Annotated in this window: 9 protein-coding genes; all 9 read right to left on the bottom strand. The window is 76.0% G+C overall.

Features of this window, described 5'->3' with window-relative positions:
* Positions 1 to 42 precede the first annotated feature (42 nt).
* The 9 genes from OG737_RS27000 to OG737_RS26960 all read right to left on the bottom strand — a co-directional run bounded on the left by OG737_RS27000 (position 43) and on the right by OG737_RS26960 (position 14,204).
* The gene (locus OG737_RS27000; RefSeq protein WP_328928809.1) at positions 43 to 1,395 is read right to left on the bottom strand and encodes a cysteate synthase; all 1,353 of its coding nucleotides are present in this window, start codon (positions 1,393 to 1,395) and stop codon (positions 43 to 45) included.
* Positions 1,392 to 6,824 carry an amino acid adenylation domain-containing protein gene (locus OG737_RS26995; RefSeq protein WP_405677488.1) on the bottom strand — a complete coding sequence of 1,811 codons (5,433 nt, stop codon included), beginning with the start codon at positions 6,822 to 6,824 and terminating at the stop codon, positions 1,392 to 1,394. The genes OG737_RS27000 and OG737_RS26995 overlap by 4 nt, the downstream gene beginning before the upstream one ends.
* 83 nt (positions 6,825 to 6,907) lie before the next feature.
* Positions 6,908 to 7,144, bottom strand: coding sequence for an MbtH family NRPS accessory protein (locus OG737_RS26990; RefSeq protein ID WP_328928807.1), 237 nt, complete (start codon positions 7,142 to 7,144; stop codon positions 6,908 to 6,910).
* 299 nt (positions 7,145 to 7,443) lie between these two features.
* Positions 7,444 to 8,682, bottom strand: coding sequence for a hypothetical protein (locus tag OG737_RS26985; protein WP_328928806.1), 1,239 nt, complete (start codon positions 8,680 to 8,682; stop codon positions 7,444 to 7,446).
* Between the two features lie 178 nt (positions 8,683 to 8,860).
* Positions 8,861 to 9,883 (bottom strand): TauD/TfdA family dioxygenase, encoded by a 1,023-nt coding sequence (locus tag OG737_RS26980; protein ID WP_405681319.1) that lies wholly within the window; start codon positions 9,881 to 9,883, stop codon positions 8,861 to 8,863.
* Between the two features lie 29 nt (positions 9,884 to 9,912).
* The gene (locus tag OG737_RS26975; RefSeq protein WP_328928804.1) at positions 9,913 to 10,182 is read right to left on the bottom strand and encodes a phosphopantetheine-binding protein; all 270 of its coding nucleotides are present in this window, start codon (positions 10,180 to 10,182) and stop codon (positions 9,913 to 9,915) included.
* 5 nt (positions 10,183 to 10,187) lie between these two features.
* The gene (locus OG737_RS26970) at positions 10,188 to 11,561 is read right to left on the bottom strand and encodes a type III PLP-dependent enzyme (protein WP_405677491.1); all 1,374 of its coding nucleotides are present in this window, start codon (positions 11,559 to 11,561) and stop codon (positions 10,188 to 10,190) included.
* Positions 11,551 to 13,149, bottom strand: coding sequence for a class I adenylate-forming enzyme family protein (locus tag OG737_RS26965; RefSeq protein ID WP_405677493.1), 1,599 nt, complete (start codon positions 13,147 to 13,149; stop codon positions 11,551 to 11,553). Before OG737_RS26965 ends, OG737_RS26970 begins: the two co-directional genes overlap by 11 nt.
* Positions 13,146 to 14,204 carry a ketoacyl-ACP synthase III family protein gene (locus tag OG737_RS26960; RefSeq protein ID WP_405677495.1) on the bottom strand — a complete coding sequence of 353 codons (1,059 nt, stop codon included), beginning with the start codon at positions 14,202 to 14,204 and terminating at the stop codon, positions 13,146 to 13,148. Before OG737_RS26960 ends, OG737_RS26965 begins: the two co-directional genes overlap by 4 nt.
* Positions 14,205 to 14,206 lie beyond the last annotated feature (2 nt).

Genomic DNA, 14,206 nt, shown 5'->3' with positions numbered 1-14,206 from the left:
GGACGTGGTCACGGGTGGTGCCGGGGGCGGGGGCGGGGGCCGTCATGCGCCGGTCACCAGGTAGGCGGCGGCCTCGGCGCCCAGTCCGGGCGGGATCCGCAGGTCGGGGTGGACCGCAGCGGGCGGGTGGGCGGCCGCGCGGCGGGCCCGGCCGCCGCCGGTGACGTGCAGCAGCACGGTCTCCTCGGGCCGGACCCGGCCGGCGGCGACCGCCTGCCGCAGACCGGCCAGGGCCACCGCCGCGGCCGGTTCGATGTCGGTGCCCTCGGCCGCGGCGAACAGCCTTCCGGCGGCCGCCGCTTCGGCGTTGTCCACCGCCCGCAGCTCCCCGCCGCTCTCGATGAGGCTCTCGCGCACCCCGCCGGCCACCGCGTAGGGCGGCTTGCGGGTGGTCAGTTCCCGGGCGTGGACGGCGGCCACCGCCGCCCGCACCTCGGGGCCGGCGCCGATGACCGGCTCGGCCAGGCCGTCCTCCCAGGCGCGGACCATCGGCGCGAACGGGGCGTTCTGGCAGAGCATCAGCCGCGGCAGCCCGCCGGACGCGGCGCCCGGGCGGTCCGCCGCCGGAAAACCGGCCGCCAGCAGCCGCCGGGCCGCCTGGTGCGCGGCGATCGCCCCGGCGCCGCTGCCCACCGCCTGCACGTAGTGGTCGGGCAGTCGGCCGATGGTCTCGGCAGCCGCCAGCAGCGCGGTGCCCAGGCCGTCGCGCCGGGCCACGTTGCGGGTACCGCCCTCGGCCTGGAAGCCGGGCCGGGCGGCGATCGCGTCGGCCAGCTCGATCGCGTCGGTGTAGTCACCGGCCACCGTCACCAGCCGTACGCAGTCGGCGCGTTCCCCCGCGGCGGCGAGTGCGGGCAGCGCCGCGTCCGGTACCACGAGCACGCAGTCCACCCGCTGCCGCGAGCAGGCCCGCAGGAAGGCCGCGGCCGTGTTCCCGGCCGAGGCGACCACCAGGACGGGCGGGCGCTCGGGCAGCCGGGCCAGCACCGCCTGCGCCTCCAGCTCCTTGAAGCTGCCGGTGTCCAGGGCCGCGCCGCGCTCGGGCCAGTAGCCACTGAACGCGACCCATAGCTCGGCCAGTCCCAGCTCGCGGCCCAGCCCCTCGGCCCGGTAGGTGGCGCCGATGCCGCCCTCGGGCAGGGCCCGGCCCGCGTTCGGCAGCCAGCAGGCGTAGCGGAACGGGCCGCTGCCCGGGCCGGGCGTAAAGGCGCGGGCGTACTCGGCGCTCAGCAGGCCGGGCCGGTGTGTCCCGGCGCAGTCCAGTCGCAGTCCGTCGTCCTGGTAGCTCTCACGGCAGACCGGACATCGCAGCAGGTACGGGCGGTCCGCCGGGGCGGCGCCGGGACCGGTCACCCGGCCGGCCCGCGCGGCCGGAAGGTACGGGGCGGAGGTCATCGCGCTTCCCCCTCGGCGGCCGCACCGGTGAGCACCGGGCGCAGCGCACCGTCGGAACCGCGGCTGACGGCGTAGCGGGTACGGTCCACCCGGGCCGGGGCGGGGCGGCCGGCCGGCGCGGCTCCGGGCCGCTGGGCCACCGCGTCGACCAGGGTGGCCACGGCGGCCACCGTGGGCTGGTCGAACAGCTGGTGCAGTTGCGGGGCGGCGCCGAACTCGGCCCTGAGGCGCTCGGCGAAGCGGGCCAGCAGCAGCGAGTGCGCGCCCCGCTCGAAGAGGTCCTCGTGCCGGCCGATCCGCTCGGCCCCGAGCAGCTCGGCCAGCAATGCGGCGATCCGCTGCTCGGTCGCCCCGACCGGCTCCTCCACGACGCCCGTCGTGCCGGTGGTATCCGGCGCGGGCAGTGCCCGCCGGTCCACCTTGGCGTTGGCGGTCAGCGGCAGCTCGTCCAGCGTCACCAGCAGCGACGGGACCGCGTAGCCGGGCAGGGTGCGCCGCAGCAGCTCGCGCAGCTCGGCCGGGGCCGCGGGCGTCCCGTACTGCTCCAGGTACCCGACCAGCCGTGCCCGCGCGCCCTCGCCGTCCACCACGACCGCCGCCCGGCGTACCGAGGGCAGTCGCTCCAGCGCCGTCTCGATCTCGCCGAGTTCGATCCGGTGCCCGTGCAGCTTGACCTGGGTGTCGGCTCGGCCGACGAAGAGCAGCGCGCCGTCCGGCCCGCGCCGCACCAGGTCTCCGGTGCGGTAGAGCCGCGCGCCCGGTGCGGCGGCGAAGGGGTCCGGTACGAAGCGCTCGGCGGTCAGGCCGGGCCGGTCCAGGTAGCCGTGGGCCAGGCCGTCTCCGCCGATCAGCAGCTCGCCGGTGACCCCGGCGGGGACCGGGTGCAGGAACGGATCCACCAGGTAGAGCCGGGTGTTGGCGACCGGCGTGCCGAGCGGCAGTTCCCCGTCGGCCGCGGTCAGCTCGCCGCGCGCCGACCAGACGGTGGTCTCGGTCGGGCCGTAGACCTGCCAGAGCCGCACGCCGCGGGTCAGCAGCTCGGCGGCCTGCTCCACGGGCAGACGCTCGCCGCCGCACAGCGCGGTCAGCCCGGGGGTGCCCGGCCAGCCCGCGTCCAGCAGCAGCTGCCAGGTCACCGGAGTGGCCTGGAGGTGGCTGATCCCGCCGGCCTCCAGGCAGACGCGCAGCCGCGAGCCGTCGCCCGCCGTCGCCGCGTCCGCCAGGTGCACGGTCGCGCCGTGGACCAGCGGCAGGAAGTACTCCAGCGCGGCGATGTCGAAGGCCGGGGTGGTGACGGAGAGCCAGCCCGTGCCGGGGGCGAGCGCGAGGTCGCGCTGGAAGGAGGCCAGCAGGTTGGCCAGGGCCCGGTGCGGGACCACCACGCCCTTGGGGCGGCCGGTCGAGCCGGAGGTGTGCAGGACGTAGGCCGCTGCCTCCGGGGCGATCGGCGTGTCCGCGTCGCGCCGCGCCTCGCCGATGCCGTCGATCGCCAGCACGGTCCACTCCCCGGCGGGCACCCGGTCGGCGGGCAGGTCGGTCAGCACCGCGGCGGCGGCACCGTCGGCGAGCACCAGGGCCAGCCGGTCGGCCGGGTGGCCGGGGTCCAGCGGCAGGTAGGCGGCGCCGGACTTGAGCACGCCGAGCAGCGCGGCGAGCAGCCGCGGGGTGCGCGGCAGCAGGACGGCGACGGTCCGGCCGGGGCCGATGCCCATGGCGCGCAGCCGCGCGGCGACCCCGTCGGCCAGCCGGTCCAGGGTTCCGTAGTCCAGCTGCTCGCCGCCCTCGGGACCCGCGGCGCGCACCGCCACGGCCAGCGGGGTACGGGCGGCCTGGGCCTCGAAGCCGCGCACCACCCCGTCGGCCGGGTCGTAGGCGAGGGCGGTGTCGTTGCCCTCGGCGAGGACGGCCCGTCGCTCGGCCGGGGCCAGCAGCGGCAGTTCGCCGACCGGGCGGGCGGCGTCGGCCGCGATCTCCGCCAGCAGGGTGGCGAAGTGGGCGGCGAAGCGCTCGGCGGTCGCCGGCAGGTAGCGGTCGGTGTCGTAGCGGACCGCACCGGCCAGGCCGGGCCCGGCCTCGCCCAGGGTCAGCTGGAGGTCGAACTGGCTGCCGCCGACCGGCAGCGCCAGCGTCGAGCAGTCCAGTGCGCCGAGGGAGAACGGGACGCCGCCCTGGCCGGTGGCCATCGCCACCAGCGCCTCGGCGTGCTCGCCCGGGGCCTGCTGGAGGCTGAACAGGCTGCGCACCAGCGGTCGGCCGCCCTGGTCGCGGTCCGGGCGGATCAGCTCGACCAGTGCCGGGAACGGCACCTCGGCGCCGTCCAGCGCGAGCCGCGCGCCGTCGCGCACCCGGGTCAGCAGGGCGGTGAACGGCTCGGCGGCCTCGATCCGGGTGCGCAGCGGCACCGTGTTGACCAGGCAGCCGACCGTACCGGCGAACGCGGCGTCGTCGCGTCCGTGGGTGGGGGTGCCGACGACCACGTCCGGCTCGCCGGTGCTGCGGGCCAGCAGGAGCTGGAAGGCGGCCAGCAGCACCGTGTACAGGGTGCTGCCCTCGCGCCGGGCCAGTGCCGTCAGCGCTTCGGTAGTGGCGGCGTCCACCTCCAGCGGTACCGACGCGCCGCGCATCCGCTGGCGCCGGGGCAGCGGCAGGTCGGCGGGGAGCGAGGTACCGGCGCGGACCCCGTCCAGGGCCGTGCGCCACCGGGCCAGTCGGCGGTGTCCGGCCGCGGTGTCCGGCAGGCCGGCCTGCCGGCGGGCGAACGCCGCGAACGGGGCGGCGGTGGCGGTGGCGGTCGTAGTGCTCGCGTCGACGACCGGCTCGCCGCGCAGCGCCGCCGGGTAGCCGGCGGCCAGCTCGTCCAGCAGCAGCGACAGCGACCACAGGTCGGCCACGAGGTGGTGGGCGGCCAGGACCAGCCGGTGACCGTCCTCGGCGCCGGTGAACAGCCGGGCCCGCAGCAGCGGTCCGGCCTCCAGGTCGAAGGGCTGCTCGGCCGCCTCGGTCAGGCGCGCGGCCAGCTCGGCCGCGCTCCAGCCGGAGGCGTCGACCTGCTCGAAGGCGGGCGGGAGGGCGGCGTGCACCCGCTGTACCGGGCCGGTTCCGGTCCGGGGGAAGGTGCTGCGCAGCACGGCGTGCCGCTGGGTCAGGCCCGCCAGGGCGGTGCTCAGGGCGGCCGGGTCGAGTGCGCCGTGCACGCGGAAGGCGGTGGAGACCAGGTAGGCGGGGCTCTCCGGGGCGACCTGGTGCAGGAGCCAGAGGGCGGCCTGGTTCGGGGAGAGCGGGTGGTCGCCGGGCTCGGTGTGCTCGGCCACCGCGACCGGTTCGGGTACCGCGGCCGCTTCCTCGACGCGCTCGGCGAGCAGCTCGGCCAGTTCGGCCAGGTCCAGGGCCAGCGCCTCGGTGAGGGCCAGGTCCACGCCCAGGACGGTGTGCAGCTCGTGCCGCAGCCGGACCGCGCCGAGCGAGTCCAGGCCCAGTTCGGCGAGCCGGTGCTCGGGGGCGAGGTCCTCCACGGCCAGTCCCAGCCGGGCGGCGAGCAGCCCGCGCAGCGCGGCCAGCAGCAGTGCCGGGCGCTCGGCCGGGTCGGCCGCCCGCAACGCGGAGGCGTCCAGCGCCATCGGCCGCTCGGCGGCGGCGCCCTGCGGCCGACCGCTGTGGGCCAGCTCGGTGAGGTCGCCCTCGCGGTAGGAGGCGGCGCACACGTGGCGCTGCACCTTGCCGCTGGAGGTGCGCGGCAGCGTCGCGGCGCGGATCAGCACGACGGCGGCCGGTCGTATCCCGTGTGCCTCGGCGACGGCCTCGCGCACCGCGCGGGCCAGCGCGGGCAGGTCGCCGTCCTGGTGGTCCCGGGACACTTCCTGGACGATCACCAGCTCGGCCGCATCGGCCAGTTCGACCTGGACGGCGGCGCCGCAGTTGGCGCGCAGTGCGGGGTGGAGGGAGGAGACGGTCTCCTCGATGTCCTGCGGGTAGTGGTTGCGGCCGCGGACGATGATCAGGTCCTTGAGGCGGCCGGTGACGTACAGCTCGCCCTCGTGCAGCAGGCCCAGGTCACCGGTGCGCAGGAAGGCGGGGCCGGGCTCGGCGGCCCGTTCGGCGCTCTCGGCGGAGTTCTCGTCGGTGGCGAGGCGGGCGCCGAAGGTGGCCTCGGTGTGCTCGGGCCGGTTCCAGTAGCCCTGGGCCACGCTCGGGCCGGAGAGCCAGATCTCGCCGATCGCCCCGGCGGGCAGCGGCCGACGGGTGACCGGGTCGACGATCTCCAGCCGCTGGGAGTCGTCCGGGCGCCCGCTGCTGACCAGCTCGGTGGTCCCGTCCGTCTCCTGCGTCCCGTCCGTCCCCTGCGTCCTGTCCGTCCCGTTGCCGGTTCCGGCGAGCAGCGCGTTCGGGGCCAGGTGACGGGCCGGGGCCGTGCCGTGCGGCTTGCACGAGACGATCAGCGTGGCCTCCGCCAGCCCGTAGCACGGGGTGAAGGCCTCGGCCCGGAAGCCCGCCGGGGCGTACGCGGCGGCGAACCGCCGGAAGGTCTCGGCCCGCACCGGCTCCGCCCCGTTGAAGGCCACCTCCCAGCTGCTCAAGTCGAGTCCGGCCAGCACCTCGGGGGTGGCCAGATCGGCGCACAGGTCGTAGGCGAAGTTGGGGCCACCGCTGACCGTGGCCCGGGTACGGCTGAGCTCGCGCAGCCAGCGCAGCGGGTCCTGACCGAAGGAGGTGGGGGACATCAGCGAGCAGGAGCCCGCGTAGTACAGCGGCTGGAGCATGCCGCCGATGAGCCCCATGTCGTGGAAGAGCGGCAGCCAGGACATGCCGCGGGTGCTGCCGGTGGTGCGGAAGGCCCGCTGGATCAGGGCCGAGTTGTGCAACAGGTTGCCGTGCGTCAGCACCACGCCGCGCGGCGCCGAGGTGGAGCCGGAGGTGTACTGGAGGAAGGCCACGGTGTCGGCGCCGACCTGCGGGTGCACCCACTGCGCCGCTTCCGCCTCGGGCACCCGGTCGGTCGCCAGCAGCCGCAGCACGTCCATGACCGCGCCGTCCGGGTCGTCGGGCAGCAGCCGGTCGCGGACGGCGGCGGTGGTCAGCGCCACCGTCGCCCCGCAGTCCGCGACGATGTCGACCAGCCGTTCCAGCGAGCGCGGCCGACGGTTGGGCGGGTACACCGGCACCGCGACGGCCCGGGCGTACAGGCAGCCGATGAAGGAGACCACGTAGTCCAGGCCCGGCGGCTGGAGCAGCAGCACCGGACGGTCGGTCAGACCGAGCCGCTGCAGCCGGGCGGCGACGGCCCGGGCCCGCCGGTCGAGCTGTCCGTAGCTCAGCCGCTCCGCCGGTGCGTCCTCCCTTCCGGAGAACTCGAAGGCCGTACGGTCCGGATCCGCCGCCGCGGTGGCGGCGATCGCCGAGATCCAGTCCTGATGCTCAAGTCGCGGGTCCACGCGTTCTTCCCTCACCGTTCGGTGTCCGATGCCCTGTTCCTGCTTGCCGCCGTCGGCGACCGATGTCGTTCAGGCGCTCGCGCTCAGCCCGCGGCCGGCAGCGCGGCGGCCTCGGCGGCCTGCTGCTCCATGGCCACGCGCAGGCTCAGCGGCCGCATGTCGGTCCACACCTCGTCGATGTGGGCCAGGCACTGCGCCTTCTCGCCCCGGGTGCCCTCGGCATGCCAGCCGGCCGGCAGCTCGCGGTCGGCGGGCCAGATCGAGTACTGCTCCTCGTCGTTGATGACGACCTGGTAGACGGTGGTGTCCTCGCTGCTCATCACTGCGCTCCGATTCGTGGGATGGGTGTGCGGCGGCGGGGTCCGTGCCGCCGCCGGTGCGGGCCGTACGGGCCGGCCGTTCTGTCTTCGATGCTGTCGTTCCGCGCTGACCGCGCCCTTGGCCCCACCTGACCGGGATCTGGCCCGGTCCTGGGTCTGCCCTGGGCCCGTCCTGGCCCCGGCCTGGGTGATCGCGGATGCCCTTCCGGCGGCTTCCCGGCGCCGGACCGGGCCCGGGCTGACGGCTCGCTGACGGCTCACTGAACGCCGGCTGAAGGCTTCGGCGGGGCAGGGCGGACTCAGCCGAGGGCGGGGAACAGCCGGGCCTCGGCGGCCTCGCGGAGGTAGGAGGCACCGGCGGTGCCGCCGGTACCGCGCACCGTGCCGATCACCTTCATCGTGATGCCCCAGTGGGTGCGTTTCATCGCACCCCAGGCGGTGTCCAACTCGCTCATGACGGACTGGAGTTCGCACTCCTGGAGGGAGCTGGTCAGCAGTGCGCCGTGCAGCTCCGGGGCGGAGCGCTCGACCGTCCGGTAGGCCCTGGACTGGACCGCGCTGCGGCCGTCGGTGTTGGCCCGGATCACCGCGAAGGCGTCCTTGGGCATGGTGGTCAGCACCCGGAACACCCCGGACGTCCCGGTCACCTGCCGGGTCGCGCCCTCCAGCAGTTCCCGCGCCCGGTCGGCCCGGCCGGCGGCCACCGCCTCGGTGGCGGCCCCTATGGAGCGGCCGACGGCGGCGAAGACGGCCTCGAAGATCTGGATGACCCGGATGAACATCTGCTCGTCGTGGCACCGGGTGGTCGGCGTCAGCGTCAGCTCCACCGCCCGCACCACCGCGGACGGCACCGCCTCCCGCGCCGCCGCGACCACCTCGGCGCAGGCCCGGACCAGGTCGGCCGTGCCGTCCTGGGTGGTCTGGGGCGCGCCCTTCGCTTCGCACCCGGCCGGCAGCCCGGCCGCCGCCGTGAGGGCGCGCAGGGCGGCCCGGGTACGGGCCCGTCCGGCAGGGGCTTCGGGCAGGGTGGCGGCCTCGGTGGCCACCAGGTCGGCGAGCAGGGCGGTGATCACCTGCTCCGTGCCCGCGCCGGTCCTGGCCAGTGAGGCGTACACCGGGCTGCCCAGGTAGCTGTCGTAGTCGCCCTGCGTGCCGTCCACCACCTGGGGCAGCCAGTCAGTGAGCAGCCGCGCGGCCGGTCCGGCCGTCTCGGCGGGTGCCGGTACGGCTGGTTCGACCGCGCGCAGGACCGTCAGCAGCTCTGCGCCGACCGCGTTCTTGCCGACGGTCCGGTAGTGGCCGAGGACCGCACCGTACGGGAACCGGGCGGCGTCCCGGCCGTCGGCCCGCCAGCACTCCAGTTCGTGCAGAGCGCGGCGCGGATCCGAGTCGGCGGGGTCCGGCCGGGCGGCGGCCAGGCTCGGGCCGCCGACACCGGGCGCGCGGGCCGGGTCGTCGGCGGGCGCGGGCGCGGTCCCGGCCGTGGGGGCGGTGGGGACGGGCCCGACGGCGGGGGCCGGGGAGAGGGCGGTGGTCACGGGTAGCTCCGTTCGGTGGGCGGCCGGGCCGGGAACGGCCCGGTGTGGCAGGGGGCTGCGGGGCAGCGGCCTGCGGGGCTGGTGGCGCGCGGCACGGTGACGCGCGGGCGAGACGGCGCAGCCTGGTCGGCGCGGGCCCCGGAGGGCCGCGCCGACCAGGCTGCGGGGGTGAGGTGGATCAGGCGCGGTGCCCGGCCGGGTCGGCCAGCACATAGCCGTCGCCCGCCCGGTGGGCGCGCGAGCGGCGCAGATCGGCGAGGACGAAGGTGCGCTGCAGCCAGCGGTCGGTGCCGTCGAAGCGCGGGCTGAACGCGGTGCGCCCGTGCACGGTGATCCGGTTGTCGACGACGGCGAGGTCTCCGGGCTCCAACCGGGCGGTCCGGGCGGTGCGTTCGAAGAGGAGCTGGAGCTCCACCAGTGCGGCCGCGGCCCGCTCGGTGAGCGGCTGCGTGGCGGCCATGTCGACCCGCAGGTCCGGGTCCTCGTACGCGCCGGCGAGCACCGCGTGCGGCTCGGCGGGACCGTCGGCCGCGCCGAACGACGGCGGTGGCGCGGTGCGGAACTCCGGCCGGTGCAGCGCCTCCCGGGTCCCCTCGTCCATCAGCGGCAGCACCTCGCGCACGCAGGAGGTGCGCAGTCCGGCCAGCCCGTCCGGGTCGGCACGCAGGCACAGCAGCATGACGAAGTCCGGCCGGTGCGGGTGGAAGGCGTTCTCGTTGTGGAAGGTGAGCAGCACCGAGCCCGCGTTGCCCTGGAACTCCTCGCGTCCGGGCACCGGGACGACGTCCTGCACCAGCGCACCGGTCTTCTCGGGGCGGAAGGCGGCGGGGTCGCCGAGCCCGCACGCGGCGAGCATCAGCACCGAGGCCGGTACGGTGGCGGTGCGCTGCACCGAGCCGTCGGTCAGAGGGGTGCCGCCCAGCGCCGGCTCGGCGACCGGCAGTCCGCGCACGAGCAGGGCGCCGCCCGGTCCGGGGTCCCGGCGGAAGGCGCGCAGGGCACGGCGCAGCCGGGCCGGCAGTTCCTCCCAGCCGTCGCGGACCGAGGCCACCCACGCGGGCTCGTCGACCCGGGCCCCTTCCGGCCCGCCGCAGAGCCGTGCGGCAACCCGTTCGACGGCGGCCGTCTCGGCCCCGGTCAGCACCAGGCCCGGCGCTGATACTTCTACTTCGATGTCCAGTGATACCGGCACGGATGCCAGCCTTTCTCTCAGCGGTTGGGGCGGGCCGGTCAGTGCGGGGTGGCCGGGTCCAGCTGCCGGGCGACGACCGCCCACAGGCTGCCGACGGTCTCGAAGGCCTCCGGGCCCAGCTCCTCGTCGGGGATGGCCACCTGGTAGGCCTCCTCCAGCTGCACCAGCAGCTCGACGACGGCCATGGAGTCCAGCCCGGCGGTGCGCAGCCCGCAGTCGGCGGTCAGCGGCCGCCGTTCGGCGAGCCGGGGCAGCATCCCGGCCAGGACGGTCTCGTAACGGTCGTCCCAAAAGTGGTGTGTGGTCACGCTGTTCAGCTCCCTGAGGTGCGACCGGTGAGGTCGCGGCGGTGGTCGGTGTGGTGGTGGGTCCGGTGGTCGATGTGGTGGTCGGGCAGCGGCTCGCGTGTGAGGGCCAGCCGGTCGGCGCCGACCACCCGGCCGTCCCGGACGGTGATCTCGGCGGGGGCCGGGCGGCCGAGGAAGGCGAGCAGGCTCGCGGTGGCGCCGTACGCGCCGACGTTGGGCACGGCCAGCAGCGCGCCGGGCCGCGGCGGTACGGCCTCGGTGGCCCGGCTGATCACGTCGGCGGGGGTGCAGAGCGGCCCGACCAGGGCCACCCGGCGGGTCGCGGCCCCCTCCGCTTCGGGCCCGGGGTCGGCGAGGTGCAGCGGTTCGGCGCGCAGCGAGGGCAGTCGGCCCACCCCCGAGAGCCCGCCCAGGTGGTTGATCCCGCTGTCCAGCACGCCGTACGTGGTCCCACGGCTCTCCTTGACCTCGGTCACGGTGCAGACCAGCCGCCCGCTGTCACCGACCAGGTACCGGCCGGACTCGAAGGCCAGCTCCAACCGCCCCTGCCAGCCCGGCAGATGCTCGTCCAGCGCGGCCTCCAGCGGTGCGCGCAGGGCGTGGTAGAGCGGCCGTTCACCCGGTGCCGCGTACGGGCAGGCGAAGCCGCCGCCGAGGTCGAGCATCCGCAGCGGCCGGCCCCAGTGGGCCTCCAGTGCGGCCGCGGTACGGATCGAAGCGACGGCTTCGGCGAGCAGCCCCTGCGGGTCGGCGGCGTTGGTCAGCGGGAAGAAGTGCAGTCCCCACAACTCCGTTCCCTCCACGGTGAATGCGTCGAGGTCCGGCAGGCCGTCCACGATGTCGTGGCCGAACTGCGAGGCCCCGCCGGTCATCCGCAGGCCGACGCCCGCTCCCGCGCCCGCGCCGTTGATCCGCAGCAGGCAGCGCGCTGTCGTGCCGAGGGCCCGGGCCTCGGCGCCGACCCGGCGCAGATCGGCGGGCGACTCGACCGAGAAGGTGGCCACCCCTGCGGCCAGCGCCTCGCGCAGCTCCTGGGCGGTCTTGCCCGGGCCGCCGTAGAGGCAGTCGGCGGCGTCGAAGCCCGCTGCCAGCGCGGCGGCGAGCTCACCGGTGGAGCAGATCTCCGGGCGGCAGCCGGCCAGGCGCAGGGCGCGGACCAGCCCGGGGTGCGGGTTCGCCTTGAGGGAGTAGTAGAGGTGGGAGCGCTCGGGCAGGGCCGCACGCAGGTCGGCGGCGGCCTGCTCGGCCCGGGCCAGGTCGTACACGTACAGCGGGCTGCCGTAGCGGCGCACCAGCTCGGCGGCCAGCAGGTCCTCGGGGGGCGGCGGCACAGGGGCCGGGGTCCGGGCCGGCGCGGTGGGGGGCGGGTCAGTGCGCATCGGTCTCCAGCGCCTTCCGGTCGGTCTTGCCATTGGGGGTGAGCGGCATCCGGGCGAGGACCCGGCAGCTGGCGGGTACCTTCGCCGCCTCCAGCCGCTGTTCCAGGCCCTCGATCACCTGGTGCGCGGTCAGCCCGTCCTGGCCGGTGACGACCAGGCGCAGGTCGAGCCCGTCCCGGGGCGGCAGCGCGGCGGCCGCCCGTACGCCGGGCACGTCCAGTGCGGCGGCCTCGATCTCCGGGGTGCTCATCCGGACGCCGCGCCGCTTGAACTGGTCGTCGAGGCGACCGCTGATGTAGAGGTGTCCGTCCGCGTCCAGCCGGCCGTGGTCGCCGGTGTGCAGCCGGATGCGTCCGGTGTGCGGGTCCGGGCGGTAGCGTCGGGCGGTCGGTTCGGGCGCGTTCCAGTAGCCGGTCATCACGTGCGGGCCGCCGACGACGATCTCGCCGAGCTCGCCCGGCGGCAGTGCGCGGCCCCGCTCGTCGAGCACCTCGACCGTGGTGCCGTCCAAGGGCAGGCCCACCGACCCGGGGCGCTCGCGATCGGCGTCCGCTTCCGCGATCGTGACCCGCTTGCACTCGGTGATTCCGTACATCGCCACCACGGCCGCGCCCGGAAACCCGGAGCGCAGTGCCTCGATGGTCGAACCGGCCAGAGCGGCACCGGTGTTGGTGAACAGCCGTACGTGCTCAGGTGGCGTGCCGCGGGCCGCGAGGCGGCACAGCATCTCGGCCAGCGAGGGCACCACCGGCACCACGGTGACCCGGCACTCGCGCAGCACGGTCAGTACGCGCACCGGCGCGGCCGCGTCCGCCAGCACCACTTCGGAGCCGCCGATCGCGGCCAGCAGGAGCTGGTAGAGGCCGTAGTCGAAGGAGAGCGGCAGCGCGGCGAGCACCACGTCCTGCGGCCGGTAGTCGAGCCGGCGGGCGATCGCGCGGGCGGCGAAGACCACTTGGCGGTGGGTGCAGACCACGCCCTTGGGGGCGGAGGTGCTGCCGGAGGTGTAGATGAGCTGGGCGATCGCGTCGGCCTCCGGGCGGCCGGGGTCGGGGTCGGGGTCGGGGTCGGGGTCGGAGACCGTGTTCGTATCCGCGTCCGCGTCCGGATCCGCGTCCGGGCCGGGCCGGTCGAGGAGTTCGGCGGGCGTGACCGGACGGGCGCCGCAGGCGGCGACCGCCTCGCGGACCGGTTCCGTCTCGGACGGGTCGAGCACGACCACCGCGGGAGCGGCGTCCGCCAGCACCCCGTGCAGCACGAAGGCCTTCAGCTCCGGGTTCAGCGGCACCGCGACGGCGCCGGCCCGCAGCACGCCGTAGTACAGCGCGACGAACTCCCGCCGGTTGCCGAGCCGCAGGACCACCCTGTCACCCGGCGCGACGCCCTGGGACCCCCGCAACCGGGCGGCCACCGTCCGGCTGGCATCGGCCAGTTCGGCGTAGCTCCAGGCACCGGAGGCGTCCCGGACGGCGGTCGCGGCGGGACGGGCGGCCGCGGCCGCGTCCAGCAGGTCGATGACGAGGGTGCCGTCGTCCGTCGCGGCCCCGGGGAGGACGTCGTACGGTCCCGTCGGGATCTCGGTGCTCATGCGCACCCGCCCGAGGCATCGGTTATCTCGACGACCGCGCTGGTGCAGCTGTAGCCGGTGCCGCCGCCTACCAGCAGCACCCGGTCTCCCTCGGCGACCTCGCCGGTCTCCAGCAGCTCGTTCAGTCCGGCGAAGTGGTCCCCGGCGCCGAGGTGGCCCACCTCGCGGCAGAACTCCCAGTTGGAGAACTTCTCCTCGACGCCCAACTGGTGTTCCAGCTGCCAGTGCATCCGCTGGCGTCCGGTGGCGTTGAGCACCACCCGGTCGATCTGTTCCATCGGTGTGTCGGCATCGGCCAGCGCGACCCGGATCGACTCGGCCGCCACCTCGGCGGTGCGCAGCGTCGCGGCCCGCATGTTGCGTTGTGCGCGGAAGTACTCCTCGGCCCGCAGCCCCGGGTTCACCGGCCTGGCCTCCAACTCCGGCCCGGAACGGAATCCGGCGCCCCGGGCCAGGCCCTCCAGCGAGTTGTCCACCCGGGTCGCGGTGGCCAGCAGGCGGCCGGTCGCTCCCTCGGGGGAGGAGCTCAGCACCAGCGCGGTGCCACCGTCGCCGTAGACCATGCCCCGTTCGGCCCGCCAGCGGTCGAAGGCGGGGGGCGCGAAACGGTCGGCCGTGGTCAGCAGCACTGCCTCGCCCTCGCCGGACCCGCCGGACCGGAGCTGCCGGGCCGCCAGCTCCAGTCCGGCCAGTCCCGCGTTGCACTGCTGCAACAGGTCGAAGGCGGGCACCGCCGAGCCGACCGTGTGCTGTGCCACGTATGCGGCGGACGGCCACAACTCGGCTCCCTGGAACCACAGGTAGCTGTGGAACACGGCGGCCACCCGCTCCGCTGCCCGGCCCGACCGGCGCAGCGCGGTACGGGCCGCGCGGACCGCCATCTCCGGCGCGGACAGATCGTCCGGCCCGCCGGCCACGGCCGAGCTGACCGAGTGGATCTGGTTGACGGCGTGTTCCCCGGCGTCGTACGCACCGGCCGCGACCGCCGCCACGGCGTTCGCGCGGTCGGCCAGCCAGACACCCGTGCCGGCCAGGTACACCTGCTCCCAGCGCATGT

It is taken from the genome of Streptomyces sp. NBC_00122, assembly GCF_045160845.1.
GTDB lineage: Bacteria > Actinomycetota > Actinomycetes > Streptomycetales > Streptomycetaceae > Streptomyces.
Note: the sequence above shows the minus strand (reverse complement) of the source record. Positions and strands in the feature narration are given on the sequence as shown.

Excerpts from the sequence above, each read along its gene's own strand:
- OG737_RS27000 (WP_328928809.1), bottom strand. The coding sequence starts at position 1,395 with ATGACCTCCGCCCCGTACCTTCCGGCCGCGCGGGCCGGCCGGGTGACC.
- OG737_RS26990 (WP_328928807.1), bottom strand. The coding sequence starts at position 7,144 with ATGAGCAGCGAGGACACCACCGTCTACCAGGTCGTCATCAACGACGAG.
- OG737_RS26970 (WP_405677491.1), bottom strand. The coding sequence starts at position 11,561 with ATGCGCACTGACCCGCCCCCCACCGCGCCGGCCCGGACCCCGGCCCCT.
- OG737_RS26965 (WP_405677493.1), bottom strand. The coding sequence starts at position 13,149 with ATGAGCACCGAGATCCCGACGGGACCGTACGACGTCCTCCCCGGGGCC.
- OG737_RS26960 (WP_405677495.1), bottom strand. The coding sequence starts at position 14,204 with ATGCGCTGGGAGCAGGTGTACCTGGCCGGCACGGGTGTCTGGCTGGCC.